This is a genomic window from Arthrobacter sp. ov407 (assembly GCF_900102895.1).
In the GTDB taxonomy this organism is placed as follows: Bacteria; Actinomycetota; Actinomycetes; order Actinomycetales; family Micrococcaceae; genus Arthrobacter.
Map to the genome: position 1 here is coordinate 254,146 of NZ_FNGD01000005.1, position 24,456 is coordinate 278,601.

Here is a 24,456-nt window from a genome sequence, read left to right on the forward strand (position 1 = left end):
GCGTTGTCCTCAGATCTGGTTCTTGAGGTCCGCCACGGAATTCAAGATCTGGTTCGGCCGGAACGGGTACGCGGCGATGTCGTCCCGGTGGGTGATGCCGCTGAGCACCAGCACCGTGTGCAGGCCCGCTTCCATGCCGGCGATGATGTCGGTGTCCATGCGGTCGCCGATCATGGCCGTGGTTTCCGAGTGCGCGTCGATCTGGTTCATCGCCGACCGGAACATCATCGGGTTGGGCTTGCCCACAATGTACGGTTCGCGGCCCGTGGCTTTGGTGATGAGGGCGGCGATGGCCCCGGTGGCAGGCATGGGGCCGTCTTTGGAGGGCCCGGTGGCGTCCGGGTTGGTGGCGATGAAACGCGCGCCGGCCAGGATCAGACGGATGGCCATGGTGATGGCTTCAAACGAGTAGGTGCGGGTCTCGCCGAGCACCACGAAGTCGGGGTTCTGGTCGGTGAGGATGAAGCCTGCCTCGTGGAGCGCCGTCGTGAGCCCTGCTTCGCCGATCGTGTAGGCACGGTTCCCCGATTCCGAGCCGCGGACCTGGTCCTTGAGGAATTGGGCAGTGGCCAGGGCCGAGGTCCAGATGTTCTCCTCCGGGATTTCCAGTCCGGAAGAACTCAGCCTGGCCGCGAGGTCCCGGGGCGTGAAGATCGAGTTGTTGGTGAGCACGAGGAAGCGCTTGGAGGTGTCCACCCAGCGCTGGATCAGCTCCGATGCGCCCGGGATGGGCTGGTTCTCATGGACCAGCACGCCGTCCATGTCCGTGAGCCAGCACTCGATTTCCTGGCCGCTGCGGTACATCGAGGCATACGAACGTGCCCCGTCTGAATCGGTCCCCTGCTCGTCGCGCTGATCTGCCATGGTGTCCTCCGCCGTAAGTGTGCCGCTACCTCTCTCCCAGTCTAATGTTGAGGCGTGACTGAACCCGAGATTCCCGGCGACGCCGGCGTAGAGCCTGTGCCAGAGACTGCACCGAAGACGGAGGTCGGCGTCGGCCCCTGGGAAGGCGAACTTCCACAGGGCGAGCACTGGGATCCGGACCTCCTGGCGGACGGCGACCGGCGCAACGTGGTGGACAAATACCGCTACTGGAAGCACGAGGCGATCGTGGCGGACCTGGACTCCAAGCGCCACAGTTTCCACATCGCGATCGAGAACTGGCAGCACGACCTCAACATCGGCACCGTGGTCCGGACCGCCAACGCGTTCCTCGCCAAGGAAGTCCACATCATCGGACGCCGCCGGTGGAACCGCCGCGGGGCCATGGTCACCGACCGCTACCAGCACGTCCGCCACCACCCCACCGTTGAGGACTTCGTGGCCTGGGCGCAGGGGGAGGGTCTGGCGATCATCGGGATCGACATTTTCCCGGACTCCGTCCCGCTGGAGACCTACGAACTGCCCAAGGACTGCGTGCTGGTCTTCGGCCAGGAGGGCCCGGGCCTGACCCCTGAGGTCCACGACGCCGCCCTTGACACCTTGTCCATTGAGCAGTTCGGCTCCACCCGGTCCATCAACGCCGCCTCAGCCGCGGCGATCGCGATGCACGCCTGGATCCGCCGGCACGTGTTTGGCCAGATAGTTTCCTGAGGCACCTATAGTCAGATCGGCTTTTCCCGTTTAGGCTCTGGCGTGTGTGGGCGCAAAGGGCGCCCGCTTAGGGGAAGACATCTCATGAAGACGGTCTCAACTTTGCATTCCCGGCGCGCCAAACGCTATTTGGCGCTTGGAACATCGCTCGCCTTTGCCATCGGCCTGACCGCAACGGCCGCGGTCGCCGCCCCGCCGACGCCGCCCCCGTCGAACAACTCTCCGGGTTCAGTGCCCCCTTGGGCAGGTTCCCGCGCCAAGACCGGCACCCCTCTGAGCAATACAACGGTCGAGGGCGAGATCTACCTGAACCTGCCCGACGCCGGAGCGGCCAAGGCGTTCGCCACGGCCGTGTCCACTCCGGGAAATCCGCGGTATCAGCAGTACCTTTCGCCCTCTGACTGGATCGCCAAGTACGGGCCGGCCAAGGCTGACGTCGCCGCGCTCGTGGATTACCTCAAGTCCCAGGGCATGGTGGTCACTTCGGTCCCAGCGAGTGGCCTCTACGTGGTTTTCCGCGGCACTGTCTCCCAGATCAATGCCGCTTTCAGCACAATCGAGCAGACCTATTCCTTCCAGGGCCAGAGCCTGATCGGCCCGTCCACCGCCCCCTCCCTGCCGGCGAACCTCGCCGCCAAGGTCCAGGCGATCTCCATCGACCAGGGGCGGCTGCTTACCCGCCCGTCGCTGGCGACTCCCGACGGGTCCTCGGACGCGGCCCAGCCGTCCGGCAAGGCCGTCGGCCCTGCGCCGGTTGATGCGCCCTGCTCGAACTACTGGGAGCAGAACAAGGCCACCGTCCCGGCGGCGTACGGATCAACGAGCTTCGGCACCGGCATTTGCGGCTACACCCCGTCCCAGCTGCAAGGCGCCTACGGGGTGACGTCCCCGTCGACAGCCGGCGCGGGCCAGACCGTGGCGATCATCGACGCCTACGCCTCGCCGAGCATCGAATCCGACACGAACACCTACTCGCAGAAGAACGGTCTCCCGGTCCTCAAAGCCGGGCAGTACCAGCAAATCGTGCCCGACTCCCGATTGTTCATGGACCAGGCCCTGTGCGGGCAGCCCAGCGGCTGGCAGGGTGAGCAGACGCTCGACGTCGAGGCCGTCCACGGACTCGCCCCCGCCGCGAATATTCTCTACGTCGGAGGGAACAACTGCGGCGCGGGCATCGACATCGCGATGTCCACCATCCTGGACAAGAAGCTCAGCACCATCGTCAGCAACAGCTACGGCTACGTGGGCGAGGCGGTCTCGCCGAACGCGCTGCTGGGCATGCAGAACATTCACCTTCAGGCGGCAGGCGAGGGCGTCGGGCTCTACTTCTCCAGCGGCGACAACGGCGACGAGAAGGCGGCCCTGGGCTACGCGTCGCCGGACTTCCCGGCCAGCTCGCCGTTCGTTACGGCCGTCGGCGGAACCAGCCTGGCCGTAGGCAAGAACAACGACTACCTGTTCGAAACCGGCTGGGGAACCACCCGCAACCGGATCGTCCCGAATCCCGACGGCAGCCTCAGCTACGCCGGGCCCCAGCCGGGTGCGTTCCGCTTCGGCGCCGGCGGCGGAATCAGCGCGGTGTTCGCCCAGCCCGCCTACCAGCAGGGCACGGTCCCGGCCGCGCTGGCCAACGGCTATCGGGTCTCCCCGGATGTCGCCTCCCTTGCCGATCCCTACACCGGCTACCAGGTGGGGATCAGCCCGATCACCAACGACCACGTCCTCAAGACCGGTTCCTATGAGACGACGGGGTACGGCGGAACCTCGCTGGCCTGCCCGCTGACGGCGGCACAGATGGCGATCGCACAGTCCGCGACCGGGAAAACCGTCGGGTTCGCCAACCCGGCCATCTACGCCGCAGCGAAGACGGCCAACTCGGCAGCGCGGGACGTGGTGCCGCAGTCCAGCCCCCAGGCCATGGTCTTCTCCAGTGCGGTCAGTGGCGCCAGCTACCTGGTCGGCACTGACAGTGACACATCGCTGGCGACCGCGCCGGGCTATGACGACGTCACCGGCGTCGGCAGCATGACCGTCCGGTTCGCGACGAGCATCGCGGGACAGTAGCCGCACGGCCAACGGCAGCCGTAACACGTCTGCCGACGTTTGCTGCCGGGTCCCGGGAACATTTCCGGGACCCGGCTTCACGTATTCGGCTCCGGGACGCACGTGGCTAGGATGTAGATAGCCATGTAGCTACCACTGCTTTCGACGAGGAGTCAGCATGCCCATTGCAACCCCAGAGATCTACTCCGAGATGATCGACCGTGCAAAGTCGGGCGGCTTCGCCTTCCCGGCCGTCAACGTCACGTCCTCCCAGACCCTGAACGCCGCGCTGCGCGGTTTCGCCGAGGCCGAGTCCGACGGCATCGTCCAGGTCTCCACGGGCGGTGCGGCATACTGGTCCGGCGCGTCCACCAAGGACATGGTTGCCGGCTCCCTGGGCTTTGCCGCCTTTGCCCGCGAGGTCGCCAAGAACTACGGCGTCAACATCGCGCTGCACACGGACCACTGCCCCAAGGACAAGCTGGACGGCTTCGTGCTCCCGCTGCTCGCCGCCTCCGAGGCAGAGGTCAAGGCCGGCCGCAACCCCCTCTTCAACTCGCACATGTGGGACGGCTCCGCCGAGACCCTGCAGGAAAACCTGCGGATCGCCCGTGAACTGCTCGAGCGGACCGCGGCGGCCAAGATGATCCTCGAAGTTGAGATCGGCACTGTTGGCGGCGAGGAAGACGGCGTCGAGAACGCCATCAACGACAAGCTCTACACCACCGTCGAGGACGCCCTGGCCACCATCGACGCGCTCGGCTCCGGCGAAAACGGCCGCTACATCACGGCGCTGACCTTCGGCAACGTGCACGGCGTCTACAAGCCGGGCGGCGTCAAGCTCCGCCCGGAGATCCTCAAGGACATCCAGGAGCAGGTCGGCGCCAAGATCGGCAAGACCAACCCGTTCGACCTCGTCTTCCACGGCGGCTCCGGATCCTCCGAGCAGGAAATCGCGGACGCCGTCTCCTACGGCGTCATCAAGATGAACATCGACACCGACACCCAGTACGCCTACACCCGCCCGGTGGTGGACCACATGTTCCGCAATTACTCCGGCGTGCTGAAAGTCGACGGCGAGGTCGGCAACAAGAAGCTCTACGATCCCCGCGTCTGGGGCGCCTCGGCCGAGGCCGGCCTGGCCGCCCGTGTGGTCGAGGCCGCCCAGCAGCTCGGCTCCACCGGCAAGACCTTCTAGCCATGTCCGACGAGTTCCGCAAGAACCTGATGGGTCCCGAGCCCACGCTCCTGCCAGCCGAGACTGAGATCTACCAGCACCTCGCGCTCGGACAGGAAGCCGTGGACCTCGTGGCGAAGCACCCCACTTCCTCGCTCCTGTGGGCCGTCCTGGCCGAGGAGGCGTGGGACGAGGGTCGGACCATCGATTCCTACGCGTACGCGCGGGTGGGCTACCACCGCGGCCTGGATTCGCTGCGCCGCAACGGCTGGCGCGGCGTCGGGCCGATCCCGTGGGAGCACGAACCCAACCGCGGCTTCCTGCGCTCGCTCTACTCGCTGGGCCGTGCGTCCGCGGCGATCGGCGAGGCCGAAGAGCCGGAGCGGATCGAAAAGTTCCTCAAGGATTCCGATCCCGGCGCGAAAGCGGCCATCGAGTCCGAGGGCTAACCAAGGGTTAAACCAACGACGGCGGGCTCCCACCTCAAGGTGGGAGCCCGCCGTCGTTAAGTGTTCAGCTGGCCTTGGCCAGGCCCGTGCGGGCCATGGCATCCGCGTACGCGGTGTGCATCTCGGCCAGGTACTCTTCCTGCCGGGCCGGGGTTCCGGCGAACGCCCGGCCGCTGAGGGAGCGGACCTTGTACGTCTTCAGGCCGCGGCGCCAGATCATGGGCACTTCGGTCTTGAGCAGCAGGTTGGCCAGGCGGTTGGCCTCGGTGCCGTGGGCCACGATCACGGAGGCGCGGGGCACGAGGGCCAGGAACTTCAGCAGCGGCTTGAGGCCTGCGGAAATCTGGTCCGGGGTGAATTTGCCATTGGGCTCGCCGGGGACGTACCACGGGTGGACGTTCCACGGCATGACGAATTCGGGGCGCAGGCCCAGCTTCCACTGGACGCCCAGCATGCGGGTGGCCGCCTCTTCATCGCCGGCGGTGATGAAGCCCGACGCATCCGCGGTGCCGATGTTGGAGTACAGGCTGATGATGCGGCACTCATCGACCTCGTGCATGGGGTCCACGTAGGGGACAGCGGTGCCAGCCTTGGTTGCCTGGAGGGCGTCAAGGAGCTCGTTGACGGGGGCGACGCTAGGTTCGTACCGGCGGCTCAGAAGCTCTTCGCGGAAATTTTCGGGGGCCAGGGCTGTCATATGTTGCTGGGTCTCCTGCGGGATTGGCAAAGCTGCCACACCGGATGCGAACACGCCCAATATTGGGCGCGCGAAGCAATGGTGTGGTTTGAAAATGTGGTGTGGACCGATTCCTGGTCGATCCTTCTAAGTCTATCAAGCCCCGCGAAATGCAGCGCCCGCCCCGGCTCTGCCGTCCGTTGCCGTTACCAGAGCCGCTTGGTGGCGCGGCGGGCCCCTTCGCCGAGGGCCTCCAGTTTGGCGTACGCAATTTGCGGGTGCACCCTGCCGCCCAGCCCGCAATCTGTGGAAGCAATCACATTTTGACGCCCCACGAGGTCCGCGAAGCGCACGATCCGGTCGGCCACGAGGTCCGGGTGCTCCACGACGTTGGTGGCGTGCGAGACGACGCCGGGGATGATGACCTTCCCCTCGGGAAGCCTGGTGTCTTCCCAGACGCGCCATTCGTGCTCGTGCCGGACGTTGGCCGCCTCGAACGAGTAGCCGCCGGCATTGATCTGCAGGACGGAGCCGACGATGTCCGCGAAGGGGATGTCCGTGGTGTGCGGGCCGTGCCAGGAACCCCAGCAGACATGCAGCCGGATCTGCTCCTGGGGAAGATCGCGCAGCGCCCAGTTCGTCGCTTCCACCCGGAGCTGGATGAACTTCAGGTAGTCCGCCAGGCTCGGCTCGGGGTTGATCTGGTCCCAGCTCTCGGCCAGGGAAGGATCGTCGAGCTGGACCGTCAGGCCGGCGTCGATGATGGCCTTGTATTCTTCCCGCATCGCGTCGGCGCAGGCATAGAGGAGTTCCTCATCGCTCCGGTAGTACTCGTTGGCCACGCGGGCGCACGACCCGGGGGAGAGGGAGGCGACGAATCCCTCGGTCAGCCCGGCCGCGGCAAGGCCGGTCTTGAGGTTGGCAATGTCCGAGGCCACGAGCTCCTGGCCGGTGTACGTCAGCGGCCCCGCGATCTTCGGCTGGGTGACGGCCTTGCGGTGGGCCAGGATCCCGGAGGAGGGGTCGTTGTAGGCTTCATCGAACTTCAGCCGGTCCCGGCGGTCGGGGAAGGAGGTCAGGACGATGTGGCCCGGCGAGGAACGGTGCACCTTGGCGTCGGCCCAGCGGTCCACATCGGTCGGCTCCAGGCCGCCGAGCCGGGAAAAGGAGTAATTCCACCAAGCGCCGTAGTCCACGGAGCTGGACATCGTGTGCCCGTACTCGCCGTCATTGGGGATGTCGATGCCCAGCTCCTTCTGGCGCTGCACGACGTCGGCCACCGAGGTTGCGAGCAGGTCCAGGAACTCGGGCGTGATGCCGTCGGTTTCCTTGGCCTCGTTCGCGGCGATCAGCTCGGGCGTGCGGGGCAACGAGCCGGCATGGGTCACGCGGATGTGGTCGCTGTTCTGGGACATGGACTTGTGGGACATGGCGCGGTTTCCTTTCACTCCCACTCAATTCCACTCCGGGTGCTCCCGCAAGTGGTGCCCGCTATGTGTCGGGCCTGACCTGGTGGATGATGCAGCTATGACGAACGCTATGAAGAAGAAAGAATCGTCCGCTGCCGCCGTCGACGCCTTCGAGGGTGTGGCCGCAGATCTCGCCGGCGCGGGCGTCGCGCTGGGCCAGACCTTTGGCGCCCGGGCCCTGATGGTCAACCGCAAGGCGATGGCCTGCCTCAACGGTGAGGCGATGGCATTCAAACTGGGCAGGGATTCGTCCGACCACTCCCGCGCACTCGAACTCCCCGGCGCGCAGCTCTTTGATCCGTCCGGGATGGGGCGCCCGTTCAAGGACTGGGTGGAAGTGCCCGCGGCTTCGGCAGAGGCGTGGCCCTCGCTCGCGGAAGCGGCCCTGGCGTTCACCACGGGCTAGACGCCACGTCCAAGCAAGGACCCAAAGCCATGCCGGTCACCGTTTTCGGCTAAACTTGGGTGGTAAGAGCCCCGGAACTCTGGCGTTGGGTAAGAGCACAGCGGTAGATTCGGGGCATTCTCATGAACGGCGCTGAGCTGCGGCGACCACCTGGTGGAACACGGAGCTCGGCCCGAACGAATGGGGGAGGATCCCATGCCAGCAATCGTGATCGTCGGAGCCCAATGGGGCGACGAAGGCAAAGGTAAGGCCACTGACCTGCTTGGCGGCCGCGTCGACTACGTCGTCAAGCCCAACGGCGGCAACAACGCCGGGCACACCGTCGTCGTAGGCGGTGAGAAGTATGAGCTCAAGCTCCTTCCGGCCGGCATCCTGAGCCCGAACGCGATTCCGATCATCGGCAACGGCTGCGTGGTGAACCTGGAAGCCCTGTTCCAGGAGATCGATGGACTGGAGGCCCGCGGCGCGGACACCTCCAAGTTGCGTGTCTCCGCCAACGCGCACCTCGTGGCGCCCTACCACCAGGTGCTGGACAAGGTCACCGAGCGGTTCCTCGGCAGCCGCGCCATCGGCACCACGGGCCGCGGCATCGGCCCGGCTTACATGGACAAGGTGGCCCGTCTGGGCATCCGCGTCCAGGACGTCTTTGACGCCTCGATCCTGCGCCAGAAGGTGGAGGGCTCGCTGCGCCAGAAGAACGAGCTCCTGGTCAAGGTCTATAACCGCCGCGACATCGAGGTGGACGAGATCGTGGAGTACTTCCTGTCCTTCGCCGAGCGTCTGCGCCCGCTGGTCATCGACAGCACCTATGTCCTGAACACCGCCCTGGACGAGGGCAAGGTGGTCCTCATGGAGGGCGGCCAGGCCACCTTCCTGGACGTTGACCACGGCACGTACCCGTTCGTGACGTCCTCGAACCCGACCGCGGGCGGCGCCTCTGTGGGCTCGGGCATCGGCCCCACCCGGATCTCGCGTTCCATCGGCATCATCAAGGCCTACACCACACGCGTTGGCGCAGGCCCGTTCCCCACTGAACTGTTCGATGAGATGGGCATGTACCTGCAGAAGACCGGCGGCGAGTTCGGCGTCAACACCGGCCGTCCCCGCCGCTGCGGCTGGTACGACGCCGTGCTGGCGCGCCACGCCTCCCGCGTCAACGGCTTCACTGACTACTTCGTCACCAAGCTGGATGTCCTGACGGGCATCGAGCAGATCCCGGTCTGCGTGGCCTACGACGTCGACGGCGTGCGGCACGACGAAATGCCCATGACCCAGACCGAGTTCCACCACGCCAAGCCGATCTTCGAATACTTCGAAGGCTGGACCGAGGACATCACCGGCGCCCGCACCCTGGAGGACCTGCCGGAAAACGCCCGGAACTACGTCCTCGCCCTGGAAAAGCTCTCCGGCACGCGGTTCTCCGCGATCGGCGTCGGCCCGGACCGCGACCAGACGATCGTGGTCAACGACCTCATCAACGATTAGCCCCGGCTGACGCTTCACCAGCTGGCGCACGACGGCGGCGGGCCACCCTGGAAAGGGCGGCCCGCCGCCGTCGTTAAGCCCCGGCAGCGCTATGCGTCCCGGCGCCGGTGTCCGACAATGCAATGTATTGCATGTTTGTTGTCCACCCAGCCGTTTCCCACCGCGAGCGAAGGACCGACGATGGCCATCACCGATTTCGAGCGCTACCCCCTGATGTTTGGACCGAGCCCCATCCACCCGCTGCCGCGGCTCAGCGCGCATCTGGGCGGGGCACAGATCTGGGCGAAACGCGAGGACGTCAACAGCGGCCTCGCGTTTGGCGGGAACAAGACACGCAAGCTGGAATACTTCGTCCCGGATGCCCTGGCGCAGGGCGCGGACACCCTCGTCTCGATTGGCGGCTACCAGTCCAACCACACCCGTCAGGTCGCGGCGGTGGCCGCAAAACTCGGCCTCAAGGCCCGCCTGGTTCAGGAAAACTGGGTCGACTGGCCGGACCCGCTGTCCGACCGGGTGGGCAACATCCTGCTCTCGCGGATCATGGGCGCCGATGTCCGGCTGGAGAGTGCGGGCTTTGACATCGGCATCCGCAGCAGCTGGGAGAACGCGATCGAAGAGGTCAAGGCCGCCGGCGGCAAGCCGTACGCGATCCCGGCCGGAGGATCCGACCACAGGCTGGGCGGGCTGGGCTTCGCCAACTGGGCCTACGAGGTGGAAGAGCAGGAGCGGGAGCTCGGCATCTTCTTCGACACGATCATCGTCTGCACCGTCACGGGCTCCACCCACGCCGGGATGATCGCGGGTTTCGCCGGCCAGGACAAGCCGCGCCGCGTGATCGGCATCGATGCGTCGGCGACCCTGACGAAGACCCGCGACCAGGTTGAACGCATTGCCCGGAACACCGCGGAGCTGATCGGGCTGGGCCGGGAACTCCGTGACGACGAAATCAATGTCATGGAGGGCTGGGCCGGGGACCTCTATGGCATTCCCGTCGATTCCACCCTGGACGCCATCCGACTGGGCGCCTCGCTCGAGGCCATGATCACCGACCCCGTCTACGAGGGCAAGTCCCTGGCCGGGCTAATCGACCTCGTGAAAAGCCGGGAGATTCCGGCCGGTAGCAAAGTCCTTTACGCCCACCTGGGTGGCCAGATCGCCCTCAATGCCTACAGCGGACTCTTCCGGTCCTGACGCGGCGCACGACGGCGGCGATCCACCCTGGAAAGGGCGGCACGCCGCTGTCGTTAAGCCCCGGCAGCACCGGCCCAAAAAAGAAATCAAGAAATTTTCGATTGGTGCGTAACCTTTCCGGCCCGCCCAGCGATTACCTCTTATGTAAGCGCCGCCGGAGTGTTGGACCCCCCACCAGACACCGGCTGGCCTTCCACCGTAAGTGCCGACCGGCGCCTTCCCCCCATCTGGTCTCTGGTCGGCCCTTTACCGTAAGCGCCGGCCGGCGCCTGCCCCCATGGGCGCCGGCTAGCCTTCCCTGGCGAGAGTGGGCTGTCGAGCGCCCCATGAGGCCTCAGCCCGCCTTCCACCAAAAAAACAAAGGATGTATGTCTGTAATGAAGAGTGTTAGCAAGACCACCAAGATTGCTGTCGGCGCCGCCATCCTGGCAGTCGGAGGTTTCTCCGGCATCGGACTGGCCAACGCGGCCCAGATGTCCAGCACCGAGCACGCTGCAGTGAACCACGCTACGCCCGCCAACCCGGCTGTCCCGGCCGTCCCGGCCACGCCTACGCTCCCGGCAAAGCCGGCCGTTCCCGCAGTTCCGGCGGCACCGTCGACCGATGGCTCCGCCAAGGGCGACGCCGACGTTGACGGCACCGAAGGCGCCGTCGAAGGCTCCGTCGACGCTGACCAGGACGGCGCCACCGTCAAGGGCGACGCCAACGTCAAGGGTGCTGCCGCCGAGGCACACGCCAACGCCAACGTCAACGCCGCAGTCCCGGCTGTGCCTGCTGTCCCCGGCGTACCGGCAACCCCGGCTGTGCCCGCCGTTCCGGCCCAGCCGTCCGTCGAGCTGCCCCAGCACGACAAGTAATTTCCGGCTGTTTAGCCTGGACCCGGCACGGGTCTGAATGCAAGGAAAGAGCCCTCACTTTGGAGGGCTCCGGGGTGCGGCCGCTAGACTTGCGGGGGCCGCACCCCAGCAGTAACGGAAGGACAGCCTCTTTGGCACAGCAGCTAAGCGACGACGAATTGTCAGCCGCCTTAGCTGGTGACCCATCAGGCTTCAGCGCGGTGTACGCGGTCATTTCCCCGGCCGTACTTGGCTACTTCCGGGCCCGGGGCGTGGACGACGCCGAGGCCCTGACCCAAGACGTGTTCGTGGACGTACTGCCGAAACTGGCTGGCGTCAGGGGCGGGCACACGGGTCTGCGGACCTTCATTTTCTCCGTCGCCCACGCCCGGCTGGTCGACTACAGGCGGCGCGCAGCACGCACGCCGCATCTGGCCGAATACGACCCCCTGAACGACGCGCGGTACTCGGCATCGGCCGAGGACGAGGCGCTCGGATCCCTGGGCGGTATCTCAGCCACTCTCGCGAGGCTCAATGAGGAGCAGCGGGAAGTTCTGGTCCTGCGGATCGTCGCGGACCTTTCCATCGAACAGGTGGCCGGCATCATGGACAAGACACCGGGTGCCATCAAGCAGCTTCAGCGTCGCGGGCTCAGTGCCCTGCGCGAACTCGTAACCGAAAAGGACCACGCAGCATCATGACCGGCACCCGCGACCCCCAGCAGGATGGCAGCATCCAGGCGATGCTGAGCGACTCCGGCCTCGAAACCGCGGCCGAACTCCGGAGCGCACTGGAACAGCTCCGCGCCGTGGTCCCGGATGCGGCTCCCGCGCCCAGCGCCGACCTCGCGGCACTGCTCGCCACCGGCGCAGCCGTTTCCGCGGCCCCTGTCTCAGCCACGACGACGGCGCTGCCCACGGTCGCGTCCGCGAATGACGCCGACGATGAATCGCTCCCCGCCGGGGTCACGAGCCTCGCTGAGCGCCGCGGCCGGAAGCGTCGGCTGGCAATCGTCGGCGGCGCCGTCGTGGGAGCCATGACCCTTGGTGCCGGCGCAGTGGCGGCATCCAGCGAAGATTTCCGGCACAGCATCAGCCAGAGCGTCGACGTAGTCTTCCAGCCCGCGGGGCACGGTACACCGGCCCCGGAACATGTCCAGCCGTCGCCATCCTCGGTCCCGGCCCTCCCTGCGCCTGCCGCGACGGGCCCCTCAGGAACTCCTGGGACCGCACCGTCTGCACCCACTGGCTCGGCACCGGCCAAGCAGACCCGACACACGCCGCCGGCCACACCGCCCGCCGTCGGCCGCGACGGTATCCTGCCGACACCACCACATCGTCCGGTCACGCCGGGAGTGCCCGCGCTCCCCGGCCGGGGTGGGGAACGGGGCCTTCCCTCGGATCCGCTGCCCGCGCCGACACTTCCCGGTGTGCTTCCCACGGTTCCGGGCCAGCCCTAGGCCGCCCGCTAGACCTGTTGCGCTATCACCTAGGGCGGTTCTGAACGCTGAGAACCGCCCTAGGTGATAGCGCAACGGGCGATCCGGCCCGGCCAGCATTGCATCCGCGTGGGAATCATTCATTTATTCGATAATTGCCCGGAAAGGTTGCAGGAGTAAGGTTGATGCATGGCCCACGTTAACGATCCGGCAGTAATTGACCGCCTCATGCGAACCAAAGGCACGTGGGCGGTGGTCGGCCTGACCACCAACGAATGGCGCTCGGCCTATGAAGTCTCCCTGTTTGTCCGTGACCGGATGGGCATGGAAATCATTCCGGTCAACTTGCCCGGCGACGACGTGCACGGGGAGAAGGGGTACCGCTCCCTGGCGGAGATTCCCGCGGAGAAGCACCCGATCGACGTCGTGGACTGCTTCGTCAACTCCCACAAGGTGGGGGCCGTCATTGACGAGGCCATCGCCATAGGCGCCAAGGCCGTCTGGCTGCAGCTGGACGTCTTCGACGACGCCGCGGTGGACCGCGCCAAGGCCGCCGGGCTGGACGTCGTCGTGAACGAGTGCCCAGCCCGCGAAGGGTGGCGCGTGGGCCTCTAGCGGCCCAGGATCCACGATCAACACATTGGGTGCCCGCACGGTAGGCGACTACGAAGTTAACGGCACCACCGTCGAAGGGCTGCACAGCATTGGATGCCCGCGCTGCCGGGCAGGCCGCAGCCGGATAGGCTCGTGCCATGGACGTTGCCACCCTCCGCGAGATCTGCCTGAGCTTCCCCGGCACCTTTGAGGACTTTCCCTTCGGCCCGGAGACATCCGTCTTCAAGGTGCGGGCCGCGGTGGCAGGCAACGCGCGGCAGGACGCCAAGATGTTCGCGGCGTCCGCCATGGACCCGGCGGACTGGTCCGTGAGCCTCAAGTGCGAGCCGGCCCTGGCCGAACAGCTGCGGGCCATCCATCCGGAAATTACCGGCGCGTGGCATATGAACAAGACGCACTGGAACGGGGTCCGGCTGGACGGGTCGCTGCCGGACGACATGATCCGGGACATGGTGGAGGATTCCTATGACCTGGTGGTCGCATCGGTCAGCCGAAAGCAGCGGGAGCAGCTGGGCTGGGCAGGACTCGCCAGGGGCGAAGGCACATGAGCGGCGACCCTGACGCCGGCCGCAGCGCGCCCCGCGCCCGGGCCGCGCTGAACTATCCGGGCATCGGCTCCACCGAGCGCGGCCAGCCTCCGGACGGCTTTCCGTGTCTGGTATCCCAGGCTTACCTCGGCGACGGCCTGGCGCTGTACCGGAGGGTGGCGCAGGGGATTCTGACCTGGCAGCTGCAGAAACACTCCGGGCTGCGCGTCCGCACCGACTCCGACGCCGTCGTGCCCGGCGCGCGCCTGGTGAGCGGATTCGGCGTCGGCCCCTTCCGGATCAACGCGCCCTGCGAGGTCGTGTGGGTGCGGCGGCCGGTGCCCGGCGACGGGCCGCAACGCGCCGGGTTCGGGTACGGCACACTGCCGGGTCATCCCGTGCGGGGCGAGGAAGCCTTCGAAGTGGAGATCGACGCCGCGGGGCGGGTGTTCCTCAAAATCACGGCCTTCAGCAGGCCGTCCAACTGGTTCTACGCGGCCGGCAGCGCCCTGGCGGGACGTGCACAAAGGCACGTCACTTCCCGATACATTGGGAGTGCACACGAACTGGCCGCAGGTGAAAGCTGAGCAGGAGCAGGTGGATGCTGGAACAGAAAACCCTTGACCAATTGTGGAACTTCGACGACCCCGCCGGATCGGAAGCCCGTTTCCGGGCGGCCGCCGCGGATGAAAGCTACGACGCCGACGAACGCGCCGAACTCACCACCCAGCTGGGGCGGGCCATCGGGCTGCAGGGCCGCTACGAGGAAGCCGACGCCCTGCTGGATTCGGTCGATGCCGACGAGCCCACCGTCGCCGTCCGCGTGCTGCTGGAACGCGGCCGGGTGCTCAATTCCAGCGGCCACCCCGAGATGGCCGTGCCGCTCTTTGAACAGGCCGCCGAACTCGCGGACCACTTGGGCGAGGAATTCCTGGCCGTGGACGCGCTGCACATGCTCGCCATTGCCGACTCCGCCCACGCCGAGACCTGGACCCGGAGCGCCCTGGAGTATGCCTCCACGGTCCACGATGAGCGGACCAAACGGTGGATAGTCTCGCTGCACAACAACCTCGGCTGGACGCTGCACGACGCCGGCCGCTGCACCGAGGCCATGGTGGAGTTCCAGCTCGCCGAACAATGGGCCGACCGGATCGGCACCCCGCGGCAGCAGGAACTGGCCCGCGAGGCCATCCAGGCCTGCTGACCCCGCTTTGTCATCCTGGAAGTACAGAACCCCCGGAAATCCGAATGAAAGGCAACAGCTCCGTGATCTTCATCGTCGTCAAATTCAAGGTCAAGCCGGACTGGTCCGAGCGCTGGCTGGGACTCGTGCAGGACTTCACCCAGGCCACCCGCCAGGAGCCCGGGAACCTGTGGTTCGACTGGTCCCGCAGCGTTGAGGACCCCAACGAATTCGTCCTCGTCGAGGCCTTCAAGGACGACGCCGCCGGCGACCACGTCAACAGCGCCCACTTCAAACAGGCCATGGCGGACATGCCGCAGGCACTGGCCGAAACTCCCCGGATCATCAGCCGCCAGCTCGACGGCGAAGGCTGGGACCGGATGGGCGAACTCACCATCTAACCCCGTCGATTGCTCCCCACCGGCCCCCTCGCCTCGCAAGCTCGGCCAGGGAACCCTGCCGGCGTGGGCCCAGGCGCCCTTTTGAGGCCTCTAAGGGGGCCGGTGGGGAGCAATGGATAGGCTTAGGGCATGTGGATCGGATGGATCGAATTCGACATCCTTCTGGGTGACGTTCACAGCCTCAAGGAGAAGCGCTCCGTGGTGCGGCCGCTGCTGGCGGAGCTGAAGCGGCGCTTTGATGTCTCCGTGGCAGAGGTCGGGGACCACGAACAGCACCGGCGTACGCAGTTAGGCGCCGGCCTGGTCGGAGCAGACCGGGCACACGTCGTGGAGGTGCTCACCGCCGTCGAACGCTTCGTCGCAGCCCGGCCCGAACTCGAACTCCTCAGCGCACGGCAACGGGAGCTCCGCAGCGACGACTAACCCCGCAGATTGCCCCCTAACCCCCGTCGATTGCTCCGTAAGCGCCCTTTTGAGGCTTCATAACGGCACTTATGGAGCATTCGATGGCCGTTGTGGATAACTTCTGCAGTGTTGACGCCGTTCTGGTCTGATGAAGCCATGAAGACCGCGCGCCCGCTGCCCGACGATTTCCGGCGGCGCCCATTTACCGTCGTCGAAGCGGCAGAGGCTGGGGTGTCGCCAAAACGGCTCCGCCACCACTCCCTCGCGGCGCTGGGTCGGGGAATTCGTTGCCTGGGCCCGACGCCGGAGCTTCCCTTGGGCGTGCGAGTGCGGCCTTTCATTGAGGTCAATGAGCGATGCGCCGCGTCGCACCTCACCGCGGCGGAGCTTGGTTCGCTTCCGGTGCGGCAACAGAAGGAGGGACCGCCGATGTACCACGTGATCAGGCCCGAGGGCGCCGCCCATCTCAATCGGCCACATGTAATCGTTCACCGGATGAAGCTTTACGACGACGAGATCACGCTCCTGGACGGTATTCCCATCACCACCCCGGAGCGGACCTGGCTGGATCTGGCCGAAATGCTGACCGTAGACGAACTCGTTGTGGCGGGCGACAGCTGCGTCCGGGTGCCTCGGCTCGAGTTCGAGGGCAGGGATGTGCCGCTGTGTAGCCTCCAGGATCTGCAGCGGATGATCGACCGCCACAAGGGAAAGCGCGGACTCCGCAAGGCGAAGGAAGCCATCACCCTCATTCGGGTGGGCTCGGATTCGCCGCAGGAGTCCTTACTGAGGCTTGCCATGGTCCGGGCAGGCCTTCCGGAACCGGAGCTGAACGTGCCGATCATCGACGATGCAGGGACACGGCACCACGAACCCGACTTGTCCTATCGGAAATACAGAATCGGCATCGAGTACGAAGGCGAACAACACGGTGACGAGGGTCAAATCGTCCGGGACATCGCCCGTTCAGAGAAGTACACGGCCCTCGGTTGGACCGAGGTCCGGATCTCCAAGCGGCACATGCACGATGACGCCAAGGCCGCGGTGGCCAAGGTCCGCGCCGCGCTCCTGCAGGCGGGCTGGCGGCCCGGGCGTTAACGAACGATTGCTCCGCAACTGCCGTTCTGGGTGTTCAAAAGGGCAGCTACGGAGCAATCGATGGAACTCGGGGTGCGGTGGGGATTAGCCGAAGTACTTCGGCAGGGTCGCCTCGTGGGCCTCGCGGAGGGCGTCGAGGCTCATGGTCTCGACCCCGTTGATCTCCAGCGTGCCGCCCTCGGCGTCCACCACACCGATCCGGACGTGCGCGAACCCGCGGGCGGTGCACATGTCCGTGAAGCGGATTTCCTCCGAGCGGGGCACCGCGACGACGGCGCGGCCCTGGGTTTCGGAGAACAGCGCCGTGAACAGATCCACACCGTCGCGGTCCAGGACGTCCTGCAGCGCGATCCGGGCGCCCACGCCGTAGCGCAGGGACGACTCCACGAGGGCCGCGGCGAGGCCGCCTTCGGAGAGGTCGTGGGCGGAATCCACCATGCCGTCGCGGGAGGCGTTGATCAGGATCTGCCCCAGTTCGCGCTCGGCCTCGAGGTCAACCTTGGGCGGCAGGCCGCCGAGGTGTCCGCGCATGTTGGACCATTCCGAACCGTCCAGCTCCGCCGCCGTCGTGCCCAGCAGGTAGATGGCCAGGCCGTCTTCCTTCCAGCCCGATGGCGTGCGGCGGGCGACGTCGTCGAACTTGCCCAGCACAGCCACCACGGGGGAGGGGTGGATGGGGGTGGTCCCGGTCTGGTTGTACAGCGAGACGTTGCCGCCGGTGACCGGGATGCCCAGCACCATGCAGGCGTCGGACAGGCCCCGGATGGCTTCGGCCAGCTGCCACATGACGTCGGGATCCTCGGGGGAGCCGAAGTTCAGGCAGTCGCTGACGGCCATCGGGACGGCGCCGGAGGTGGCGACGTTGCGGTAGGCCTCGGCCAGCGCCAGCTGCGCGCCGTGGTACGGGTCGAGGTAGGTGTAGCGGCCGTTGGCGTCGGTGGCCAGGGCGACGCCCAGGCCGGTTTCCTCGTCCACCCGGACCACGCCGGCGTCGTCCGGGAACGCCATGGCCGTGTTGCCGCCGACGTAGCGGTCGTACTGCTTGGTGATCCAGGACTTGTCGCACATGTTCGGCGACGCGACGAGTTCGGTGATCGCGGCGGCCAGGTCCGCGGGGGCGGAGGGGCGGCCGGTGTCCTGCACGGACCCGGTGAAGGAGTCGGCCTGGACGGAGTCCTGCCATTCGGGGCGGGCGTACGGGCGGTCGTAGACCGGACCGTCGTGGGCCACGGTGCGCGGGTCGACGTCGACGATCACATCGCCTTCCCACGTGATAATGAGGCGGCCGGTGTCGGTCACCTCGCCCAGCCAGGAGTACTCCACCGCCCACTTGTCCATGACCGCTTCAAACGCGGCGATGTTCTCCGGGGTGACCACGGCCATCATGCGTTCCTGCGACTCGGACATCAGGATTTCGCCGGGGGTCAGGGTGGGGTCGCGGAGCAGGACGGAAGTCAGCTCGACCTCCATGCCGCCGTCGCCGTTGGAGGCGAGCTCGGACGTGGCGCAGGAAATGCCTGCGGCGCCCAGGTCCTGGATGCCTTCAACCAGGGAACCCTTGAACAGCTCCAGGCAGCACTCGATCAGGACCTTCTCGGCGAACGGGTCGCCCACCTGGACCGCGGGGCGCTTGGACGGCTTGGTGTCATCGAAGGACTCCGAGGCCAGCACGGAGGCCCCGCCGATGCCGTCGCCGCCGGTGCGGGCACCGAACAGCACCACCTTGTTGCCCTTGCCGGAGGCGTTGGCGAGGCGGATATCCTCGTGGCGCATCACGCCGACGGCCAGCGCGTTGACCAGCGGGTTGCCCTGGTACACGGAGTCGAAGACCATCTCGCCGCCGATGTTGGGCAGGCCCAGCGAGTTGCCGTAGCCGCCGATCCCCGCCACGGCGCCGTGCATGACGCGGGCGGTGTCCGGGTGGTCGATGGCGCCGAAGCGCAGCGGATCCATCACCGCTACCGGGCGGGCGCCCATGGAGATGATGTCGCGGACAATCCCGCCGATACCGGTTGCGGCGCCCTGGTAGGGCTCCACGAACGACGGCGAGTTGTGGGACTCGATCTTGAAGGTCACGGCCCAGCCATCGCCCAGGTTGGTGACACCGGCGTTTTCGCCGATGCCAACGAGCATGTCCTTCTTCATTTCCTCGGTCACCTTGTCGCCGAACTGGCGCAGGTGGTTCTTCGAGGACTTGTAGGAGCAGTGCTCGCTCCACATCACCGAGTACATGGCGAGTTCCGCGCCGGTGGGGCGGCGGCCCAGGACCTTCACCACCTCGTCGAACTCGTTCTGCTTCAGGCCCAGTTCGGCCCAGGGGAGTTCGGTGTCCGGGGTCTTGGCCGCGTTCTCGACGGTGTCGATGTTGAACTTCCGGGCGGTCTCCGCGGGCGCCGCCACTGCGGGTGTCTCCGTCATTTGTTGTCTCCCACGATTTTGTTCAGGACAGAGGTGAAGAACCCGAGGCCCTCGGTGCCGGAGCCGATCTCGGGGCCGAAGCCGGCCTCCACGGCGTGCTCGGGGTGCGGCATGAGGCCCACCACGTTGCCCGGGGCGTTGGAGATGCCGGCGATGTCGCGGCGGGAGCCGTTCGGGTTGAAACCGACGTAGCGGAACACGACGCGGCCTTCCGCCTCGAGCGCGTCCAGGGTCTTCTCGTCGGCGATGTACTGGCCGTCCTGGTTCTTCAGCGGCACGGTGATTTCCTGGCCGGCGGCGTAGTCCCCGGTCCAGGCCGTCGTGTTGTTCTCCACGCGCAGGACCTGGTCGCGGCACATGAACTTCAGGTGGTCATTCTTGATCATGGAGCCGGGCAGCAGGTGCGACTCGGTCAGGATCTGGAAGCCGTTGCAGATGCCCAGCACGGGCAGCTTGGCATCGGAGTTGGCGGCGTCGATGATCTTGGACATCAGCGGCGCGAAGCGGGCGATGGCACCGGCGCGGAGGTAATCGCCGTAAGAGAAACCGCCGGGAATCACGACGGCGTCAACGTCGCCCAAGGTGGTGCCGGCGTGCCAGAGCTCCACCGGGGTGGCGCCGGCCAGCCGGACGGCACGGGCGGCGTCGCGGTCGTCCAGGGTGCCGGGGAAGGTGACGACGCCGATCTTCGCACCCGCGAGCCGGGGGTGCGCGGCGACGGCAACGGCCTCGCCGATCAGGGGGAGTTCAGTCATCTCAGGCCTCAACGACCTCGACGTTGACGACGTCCTCGATGACCGGGTTGGACAGCAGTGTCTCGGCGGCGTTGCGGGCCTGGGCCAGGATCTCCTCGGTCACCTCGCCGTCGACCGTGAGTTCAAAGCGCTTGCCCTGGCGGACAGAGCTGAAAGCGGTAAAGCCCAGCCGGGGCAGAGCACCGACGATGGCCTTCCCCTGCGGGTCCAGAATCTCGGGCTTGGGCATGACGTCGACAACGATCCGGGGCATCCGGCAACTCCTGTGCGTGAGCGTTGGGTAAGGGCGCAGCGGAGTGGTGCCGTCTCACGCCGATCCGCTGTGTGTTGAGGACTGCTTAGTGAATACAGCGTGAAAGGGCGCTCCGCGAGCTTGCATGCCCATTCTACCGGCCTCGGTGCGTCCGGCCGTATTCGTGCTGGGAGTGTGAACGCGGCCTCAAGGGCAGGTCCTTGAACTGGAGAAATGGCGTGGCCGGGGCGGCTGCGCGCTATGGTCCGGGCTGCCGCGGGTCAGTAGGATGTGCGCATGGCTGAGAAACCGAAATCCGTGGTGTTGACTGTCGTGGCCGCTGCAGTGTTCGCCGGGCTGGGCCGGATGGTCCTGCAGAAGGTCAAGGCCGACCGCGCGGCGAGGGCGTCCAAGGTGGCCGGTCCCCTGGATGAGAAGACCCGTGCCTGGATCAGCGACGTCGTCAGGACTCCCCGAAGGTAGGCCACCGCTAGGCCGCCGGTAGGACGCCGGTAGGCCAGTGGTGTGCCCGCGGACCGTCACGCCCACTTCCCCCGCGGACCATCACGGCCGCGTCCACCGCGCTGAGGCGCCGCAGGGGTGCGCGCCCGTGCGGGCCGGAGGTTCCCATTGACGCAGTTCAGCAGCCTCGCCATCGCATCAAGTCGTGTTGCGTGACAAATTTTAGATACCTCCTTGTGGTCTATGTCATATCTCGCTCTCAGTCTGTACTGTATGAATCGGCTGGTATCCGTCGGGGCAGGCCGGGCGATCGCCCGGTAAGGTCCCGCCAGTCCGTTGGGCCCGGCAATGAAGCCGGGCCGTTCCTTTACGAAAGGTTCGAACACTCGTGACATCACCAGGAAAGAGCTTCCTTCGAAGCGGGGGACTCCGGAGGGCCGCGGCACTGACCCTGGGCTTGCCGGTTCTTCTGTCCAGCATCGCGATCGCCCCCGCCAACGCGGCCCCGGGGCAAGCGCCGGCCGTAGCCGGCGTCGCACAGAAGAACGTTGATCCGAACAACTACAAGGACGGCCGCTACATCGTTGTCCTGACCGAGAAAGCGGCAGCCACGTATGACGGCGGGACTGCCGGCATGCCGGCCACCAAGCCTGCGCCCGGCAAGAAGTTGGATGCCAACAAGGCTGAAGTGAAGAAGTACCAGGCGCACCTGGAGCAGAAGCAGGCCCAGGTGGCCGGCAAGCAGGGCGTCAAGATCAATCGGCAGTTCACCGCTGCCCTCAACGGATTCAGCGCACACCTCACCGCGGATCAGGCCATCAAACTGGCCAAGGACCCCAGCGTGCTGACGGTTGCCCCTGACACGGAAAACGCTCCGGACTACTCCAGCACCGATTTCCTGAAGCTCAGCGGGGCCAACGGAACCTGGAACACGAAGTTCGGCGGCCAGAACGGCGCCGGCAAGGGCGTCGTCGTCGGCGTCATCGACACCGGCTACACCCCGTCCAGTGCGTTTTTCGCCGGGGAAGAGGTCAAGCCCCTCGTCGGCCAGCCTGTGGTCGGTGTGCCGTACAGGATGGCGGACGGCAAGATCGCAATGCTGAAGTCCGACGGCGACACTTTTATCGGTGACTGCCAGAAGGGCCAGGACTTCGACGGTTCTGCCTGCAACTCCAAGGTCCTGAGCGCGCACTACTTCGCCGAGGACTTCCTGCAGTTCGTGCCCCCGGCCGAGCGTGCTCCGGAAGAACTGCTGTCCCCGGTCGATGTCGCCAGCCACGGCACCCACACGGCAAGCACGTCGGCGGGCAACGCCAACGTCGAGACCTTCGTCGACGGGCGCAGCTTCGGCCTGACCAGCGGCATCGCGCCGGCCGCCAAGCTCTCCGTTTACAAGGTCTGCTGGGAAGACACCGACCCCGACACGGGCGGCTGCTACAGCTCCTCGTCCGTTGCCGCCGTCGAACAGGCCATCAAAGACGGCGTCGACGTGCTGAACTACTCGATCTCCGGTTCTGCGACGTCAGTTATCGACCCGGTCTCGATTGCCTTCCTGAACGCTGCCTCTGCAGGCATCTTCGTCGCAGCATCGGCCGGAAACTCCGGCCCGACGGCCAGCACTGTCAACCACGGCGGCCCCTGGGTCACCACTGTGGCGGCCAGCAGCTTCTCCCAGGAGCTGCAGGGCACCGTTGAATTCGCTGACGGCACCAAGTTCCGCGGCGCCAGCATCATGAACAAAGCAGTCAAGGACGCCGGCGTCGTGCTGGCTGCCAACGCGGCCGTAGCGGCCCCGCCGTCGTCCCCCGCACTGTGTGGTCCCGGCACCCTGGACCCGGCGAAGGTCGCCGGCAAGGTCGTCGTCTGTGACCGTGGCGTTGTCGACCGCGTCGCCAAGAGCGCCGAGGTTGCCCGTGGCGGCGGCGTCGGCATGATCCTGGTGAACCTGAGCAATTCCTCGCTGGACACTGATCAGCACGCTGTCCCGACCGTCCACGTGAACCCGCCGGCCACCGAGGCCATCAAGGCCAAGGTGACCGCCAACCCGGCCATCAAGGTCTCCCTGGTCAACAAGGACACCACCGGACTGCCGCCGGAGGCGCAGCCGCAGATTGCCGGTTTCTCCTCCCGAGGCCCGCTGCTGGCCACCGATTCGGATCTGCTGAAGCCTGACGTCACTGCGCCGGGTGTTGCAGTCCTGGCCGGTGTGTCGCCGATTGGCGCCGACGGTGCAAAATTCGGCTTCCTGTCCGGCACCTCCATGGCGGCACCGCACGTCGCCGGTTTCGGCGCGCTGCTCCTGGGCAAGAACCCGAACTGGTCCCCGGCAGCGGTCAAGTCCGCCATGATGACCACGGCAGGCAATGTCGTGAACGCCGACGGCTCCAAGAACACCGACGTCCACGCCACCGGCGCCGGCCAGGTGGATCCGGCACGCATGGTCGCTCCGGGTCTTGTCTACGACGCTAACGAAGAGGACTACTGGAAATTCATCCAGGGTACGGGGATCAACCTCGGCCTGCCGTCCAGCACCCTGCCGCGGGACATGAACGTCCCGTCCTTCTCGCTGGGCAACCTCACCGGCAAGATCACCGTGACCCGGACCCTGACCGCCCTGACTCCGGGCGTCTACAAGGTCGAAGCCGATGTGCCCGGAATTCAGGTCAATGTTGCTCCGGCAGCCCTGAACTTCAAGGCCGCTGGCGAGAAGAAGACCTTCAAGGTCAGCTTTGAGAACAAGAGCGCTGCCCTGGGCAAGTTCGCCATGGGTTCACTGAGCTGGGCGGGTGCAGGCAAGACCGTCACCTCGCCGATCGCAGTCCGGCCGCAGTCTGTCGTCGCCGCGAAGGATGTCTTCCTGAGCACCGATTCCGGCACCGGCTCGGGCGACATCAGCGTTGTGTCCGGCACCAACTCGCCCGTCAACATGACGCTGGACGGCCTGTCCAAGGCGGATTCTTCTGCAGTGGAGCTGGTCCCCGGGCCGTTCGCGGGCCGCGCCGATGCCTCGACCTTCGTCAAGACTGTGAAGGTCCCGGCCGGTGCTCCGCTGGCCAAGTTCTCGGTCATCTCCTCTGACCCGGCCTCGGACTTCGACATGTGGGTCGTCACGCCAAAGGGCGTCGAGCAGGTGGCGACGTCGTCGTCCAGCGAGACGCTCTCGATTGCGAATCCGGCTGCCGGCTCGTACACGATCTACGCGAACCTGTACTCCAGCCCGGGCGGCAAGGCCACGAAGGCAAGCGTCGATGCCGCGGTTCTCGGTGCCAACGAGAACAATGCGACCATCACGCCGAACCCTCTGGTGCTGCCGAACGGTGAAACAGGCAAGATCACGCTGAACTGGACCGGTCTTAAGCCCGGCTCCTACATCGGACGGATCACCTTTGCCGGTGCCAGCGAGCCGACGTTCGTCAGCGTCGTCGTGAACGCTGCAGGCGGTGCCTCGGTGGCGCCGACCTCGGAAGGCTCGGCCGCGCAGTCCAAGTTCCAGAACCAGGAGCTTGAGCGCCCCAACAACACCATCTAGGCGGAAACTCAACCCGAAGTGACGGCGATGGCCGGCGGTTCCTACCGCCGGCCATCGCTATTTAAGGT

The 24,456-nt window shown here is 66.4% G+C and carries 25 protein-coding genes; 19 read left to right on the forward strand and 6 right to left on the reverse strand.

The genetic code is table 11. The features are described 5' to 3' along the window. Positions 1–9: 9 nt before the first annotated feature. The gene (locus BLS42_RS08710; RefSeq protein WP_090579494.1) at positions 10–864 is read right to left on the reverse strand and encodes an HAD-IIA family hydrolase; all 855 of its coding nucleotides are present in this window, start codon (positions 862–864) and stop codon (positions 10–12) included. A 54-nt stretch (positions 865–918) separates the two neighbouring features. Between BLS42_RS08710 and BLS42_RS08715 the strand changes: the two genes are divergently transcribed. The 4 genes from BLS42_RS08715 (at position 919) to BLS42_RS08730 (ending at position 5,262) form a co-directional block, all read left to right on the forward strand. Further along, entirely contained in the window at positions 919–1,593 is a 675-nt protein-coding gene (locus BLS42_RS08715) for a TrmH family RNA methyltransferase (protein WP_371129537.1), read from the forward strand. An 84-nt stretch (positions 1,594–1,677) separates the two neighbouring features. Then, entirely contained in the window at positions 1,678–3,657 is a 1,980-nt protein-coding gene (locus BLS42_RS08720; RefSeq protein WP_090579497.1) for a S53 family peptidase, read from the forward strand. A gap of 157 nt (positions 3,658–3,814) precedes the next feature. Further along, positions 3,815–4,834, forward strand: a complete 1,020-nt coding sequence (gene fbaA, locus BLS42_RS08725; RefSeq protein ID WP_090579500.1) for a class II fructose-bisphosphate aldolase — start codon at positions 3,815–3,817, stop codon at positions 4,832–4,834. A 2-nt stretch (positions 4,835–4,836) separates the two neighbouring features. Further along, positions 4,837–5,262 carry a DUF3151 domain-containing protein gene (locus tag BLS42_RS08730; RefSeq protein WP_090579504.1) on the forward strand — a complete coding sequence of 142 codons (426 nt, stop codon included), beginning with the start codon at positions 4,837–4,839 and terminating at the stop codon, positions 5,260–5,262. Between the two features lie 64 nt (positions 5,263–5,326). Here BLS42_RS08730 and BLS42_RS08735 read toward each other — a convergent pair whose 3' ends face one another. After that, positions 5,327–5,959 (reverse strand): uracil-DNA glycosylase family protein, encoded by a 633-nt coding sequence (locus tag BLS42_RS08735; RefSeq protein ID WP_090579507.1) that lies wholly within the window; start codon positions 5,957–5,959, stop codon positions 5,327–5,329. A 185-nt stretch (positions 5,960–6,144) separates the two neighbouring features. Further along, the gene (locus BLS42_RS08740; RefSeq protein WP_090579694.1) at positions 6,145–7,353 is read right to left on the reverse strand and encodes a cobalamin-independent methionine synthase II family protein; all 1,209 of its coding nucleotides are present in this window, start codon (positions 7,351–7,353) and stop codon (positions 6,145–6,147) included. 112 nt (positions 7,354–7,465) lie between these two features. Here BLS42_RS08740 and BLS42_RS08745 point away from each other — a divergent pair, with 112 nt between their 5' ends. The 13 genes from BLS42_RS08745 to BLS42_RS08805 all read left to right on the forward strand — a co-directional run bounded on the left by BLS42_RS08745 (position 7,466) and on the right by BLS42_RS08805 (position 16,992). After that, positions 7,466–7,813, forward strand: coding sequence for a hypothetical protein (locus tag BLS42_RS08745; RefSeq protein WP_218122089.1), 348 nt, complete (start codon positions 7,466–7,468; stop codon positions 7,811–7,813). Between the two features lie 195 nt (positions 7,814–8,008). Next, positions 8,009–9,298 carry an adenylosuccinate synthase gene (locus tag BLS42_RS08750; RefSeq protein WP_018776133.1) on the forward strand — a complete coding sequence of 430 codons (1,290 nt, stop codon included), beginning with the start codon at positions 8,009–8,011 and terminating at the stop codon, positions 9,296–9,298. A gap of 180 nt (positions 9,299–9,478) precedes the next feature. Beyond that, positions 9,479–10,489, forward strand: a complete 1,011-nt coding sequence (locus BLS42_RS08755; RefSeq protein WP_090579513.1) for a 1-aminocyclopropane-1-carboxylate deaminase — start codon at positions 9,479–9,481, stop codon at positions 10,487–10,489. Positions 10,490–10,866: 377 nt separating this feature from the next. Further along, complete coding sequence (locus tag BLS42_RS08760) at positions 10,867–11,346, forward strand: hypothetical protein (RefSeq protein ID WP_090579516.1); 480 nt, start codon at positions 10,867–10,869, stop codon at positions 11,344–11,346. A gap of 131 nt (positions 11,347–11,477) precedes the next feature. Continuing rightward, the gene (locus tag BLS42_RS08765; RefSeq protein ID WP_176803281.1) at positions 11,478–12,026 is read left to right on the forward strand and encodes an RNA polymerase sigma factor; all 549 of its coding nucleotides are present in this window, start codon (positions 11,478–11,480) and stop codon (positions 12,024–12,026) included. Then, on the forward strand, positions 12,023–12,784 hold the full coding sequence (locus BLS42_RS08770) for a hypothetical protein (protein WP_090579522.1): 762 nt from the start codon (positions 12,023–12,025) through the stop codon (positions 12,782–12,784). The genes BLS42_RS08765 and BLS42_RS08770 overlap by 4 nt, the downstream gene beginning before the upstream one ends. 168 nt (positions 12,785–12,952) lie before the next feature. Continuing rightward, positions 12,953–13,378, forward strand: coding sequence for a CoA-binding protein (locus BLS42_RS08775; RefSeq protein ID WP_090579525.1), 426 nt, complete (start codon positions 12,953–12,955; stop codon positions 13,376–13,378). Between the two features lie 137 nt (positions 13,379–13,515). Next, positions 13,516–13,926: an MmcQ/YjbR family DNA-binding protein gene (locus tag BLS42_RS08780; protein ID WP_090579528.1), complete on the forward strand. Its 411-nt coding sequence runs from the start codon at positions 13,516–13,518 to the stop codon at positions 13,924–13,926. Then, complete coding sequence (locus tag BLS42_RS08785) at positions 13,923–14,492, forward strand: DUF1990 family protein (protein ID WP_090579530.1); 570 nt, start codon at positions 13,923–13,925, stop codon at positions 14,490–14,492. Before BLS42_RS08780 ends, BLS42_RS08785 begins: the two co-directional genes overlap by 4 nt. 14 nt (positions 14,493–14,506) lie before the next feature. Continuing rightward, a complete protein-coding gene (locus BLS42_RS08790) occupies positions 14,507–15,109 on the forward strand; it encodes a tetratricopeptide repeat protein (RefSeq protein ID WP_090579532.1) in 603 nt (200 codons plus the stop codon). Between the two features lie 62 nt (positions 15,110–15,171). Beyond that, on the forward strand, positions 15,172–15,489 hold the full coding sequence (locus tag BLS42_RS08795; RefSeq protein WP_090579696.1) for a putative quinol monooxygenase: 318 nt from the start codon (positions 15,172–15,174) through the stop codon (positions 15,487–15,489). A 129-nt stretch (positions 15,490–15,618) separates the two neighbouring features. Next, entirely contained in the window at positions 15,619–15,912 is a 294-nt protein-coding gene (locus tag BLS42_RS08800; protein WP_090579535.1) for a DUF503 domain-containing protein, read from the forward strand. Between the two features lie 477 nt (positions 15,913–16,389). Further along, positions 16,390–16,992 carry a hypothetical protein gene (locus BLS42_RS08805; RefSeq protein WP_256336348.1) on the forward strand — a complete coding sequence of 201 codons (603 nt, stop codon included), beginning with the start codon at positions 16,390–16,392 and terminating at the stop codon, positions 16,990–16,992. Positions 16,993–17,076: 84 nt separating this feature from the next. On the opposite strand, the gene purL is transcribed toward BLS42_RS08805, so the two are convergent. The 3 genes from purL to purS are packed head-to-tail and all read right to left on the reverse strand — an operon-like array spanning position 17,077 to position 20,418. Further along, the gene (purL, locus tag BLS42_RS08810; RefSeq protein WP_090579543.1) at positions 17,077–19,410 is read right to left on the reverse strand and encodes a phosphoribosylformylglycinamidine synthase subunit PurL; all 2,334 of its coding nucleotides are present in this window, start codon (positions 19,408–19,410) and stop codon (positions 17,077–17,079) included. Then, positions 19,407–20,165, reverse strand: a complete 759-nt coding sequence (purQ, locus tag BLS42_RS08815; protein ID WP_090579547.1) for a phosphoribosylformylglycinamidine synthase subunit PurQ — start codon at positions 20,163–20,165, stop codon at positions 19,407–19,409. Before purQ ends, purL begins: the two co-directional genes overlap by 4 nt. 1 nt (position 20,166) lies before the next feature. Further along, positions 20,167–20,418 carry a phosphoribosylformylglycinamidine synthase subunit PurS gene (gene purS, locus BLS42_RS08820; protein ID WP_011690410.1) on the reverse strand — a complete coding sequence of 84 codons (252 nt, stop codon included), beginning with the start codon at positions 20,416–20,418 and terminating at the stop codon, positions 20,167–20,169. A 276-nt stretch (positions 20,419–20,694) separates the two neighbouring features. Here purS and BLS42_RS08825 point away from each other — a divergent pair, with 276 nt between their 5' ends. Together BLS42_RS08825 and BLS42_RS08830 are read left to right on the forward strand one after the other, a co-directional pair. Further along, on the forward strand, positions 20,695–20,880 hold the full coding sequence (locus tag BLS42_RS08825) for a hypothetical protein (RefSeq protein WP_090579551.1): 186 nt from the start codon (positions 20,695–20,697) through the stop codon (positions 20,878–20,880). A gap of 424 nt (positions 20,881–21,304) precedes the next feature. Next, a complete protein-coding gene (locus BLS42_RS08830; protein ID WP_090579699.1) occupies positions 21,305–24,388 on the forward strand; it encodes a S8 family serine peptidase in 3,084 nt (1,027 codons plus the stop codon). Positions 24,389–24,456 lie beyond the last annotated feature (68 nt).

Excerpts from the sequence above, each read along its gene's own strand:
- BLS42_RS08750 (WP_018776133.1), top strand. The coding sequence starts at position 8,009 with ATGCCAGCAATCGTGATCGTCGGAGCCCAATGGGGCGACGAAGGCAAA.
- BLS42_RS08805 (WP_256336348.1), top strand. The coding sequence starts at position 16,390 with ATGAAGCTTTACGACGACGAGATCACGCTCCTGGACGGTATTCCCATC.
- BLS42_RS08760 (WP_090579516.1), top strand. The coding sequence starts at position 10,867 with ATGAAGAGTGTTAGCAAGACCACCAAGATTGCTGTCGGCGCCGCCATC.
- purL (WP_090579543.1), bottom strand. The coding sequence starts at position 19,410 with ATGACGGAGACACCCGCAGTGGCGGCGCCCGCGGAGACCGCCCGGAAG.
- BLS42_RS08785 (WP_090579530.1), top strand. The coding sequence starts at position 13,923 with ATGAGCGGCGACCCTGACGCCGGCCGCAGCGCGCCCCGCGCCCGGGCC.
- purQ (WP_090579547.1), bottom strand. The coding sequence starts at position 20,165 with ATGACTGAACTCCCCCTGATCGGCGAGGCCGTTGCCGTCGCCGCGCAC.
- BLS42_RS08735 (WP_090579507.1), bottom strand. The coding sequence starts at position 5,959 with ATGACAGCCCTGGCCCCCGAAAATTTCCGCGAAGAGCTTCTGAGCCGC.
- BLS42_RS08775 (WP_090579525.1), top strand. The coding sequence starts at position 12,953 with ATGGCCCACGTTAACGATCCGGCAGTAATTGACCGCCTCATGCGAACC.
- BLS42_RS08800 (WP_090579535.1), top strand. The coding sequence starts at position 15,619 with ATGTGGATCGGATGGATCGAATTCGACATCCTTCTGGGTGACGTTCAC.
- BLS42_RS08730 (WP_090579504.1), top strand. The coding sequence starts at position 4,837 with ATGTCCGACGAGTTCCGCAAGAACCTGATGGGTCCCGAGCCCACGCTC.
- purS (WP_011690410.1), bottom strand. The coding sequence starts at position 20,418 with ATGCCCCGGATCGTTGTCGACGTCATGCCCAAGCCCGAGATTCTGGAC.
- BLS42_RS08780 (WP_090579528.1), top strand. The coding sequence starts at position 13,516 with ATGGACGTTGCCACCCTCCGCGAGATCTGCCTGAGCTTCCCCGGCACC.
- BLS42_RS08720 (WP_090579497.1), top strand. The coding sequence starts at position 1,678 with ATGAAGACGGTCTCAACTTTGCATTCCCGGCGCGCCAAACGCTATTTG.
- fbaA (WP_090579500.1), top strand. The coding sequence starts at position 3,815 with ATGCCCATTGCAACCCCAGAGATCTACTCCGAGATGATCGACCGTGCA.
- BLS42_RS08825 (WP_090579551.1), top strand. The coding sequence starts at position 20,695 with ATGGCTGAGAAACCGAAATCCGTGGTGTTGACTGTCGTGGCCGCTGCA.
- BLS42_RS08745 (WP_218122089.1), top strand. The coding sequence starts at position 7,466 with ATGACGAACGCTATGAAGAAGAAAGAATCGTCCGCTGCCGCCGTCGAC.
- BLS42_RS08790 (WP_090579532.1), top strand. The coding sequence starts at position 14,507 with ATGCTGGAACAGAAAACCCTTGACCAATTGTGGAACTTCGACGACCCC.
- BLS42_RS08740 (WP_090579694.1), bottom strand. The coding sequence starts at position 7,353 with ATGTCCCAGAACAGCGACCACATCCGCGTGACCCATGCCGGCTCGTTG.
- BLS42_RS08755 (WP_090579513.1), top strand. The coding sequence starts at position 9,479 with ATGGCCATCACCGATTTCGAGCGCTACCCCCTGATGTTTGGACCGAGC.
- BLS42_RS08710 (WP_090579494.1), bottom strand. The coding sequence starts at position 864 with ATGGCAGATCAGCGCGACGAGCAGGGGACCGATTCAGACGGGGCACGT.
- BLS42_RS08770 (WP_090579522.1), top strand. The coding sequence starts at position 12,023 with ATGACCGGCACCCGCGACCCCCAGCAGGATGGCAGCATCCAGGCGATG.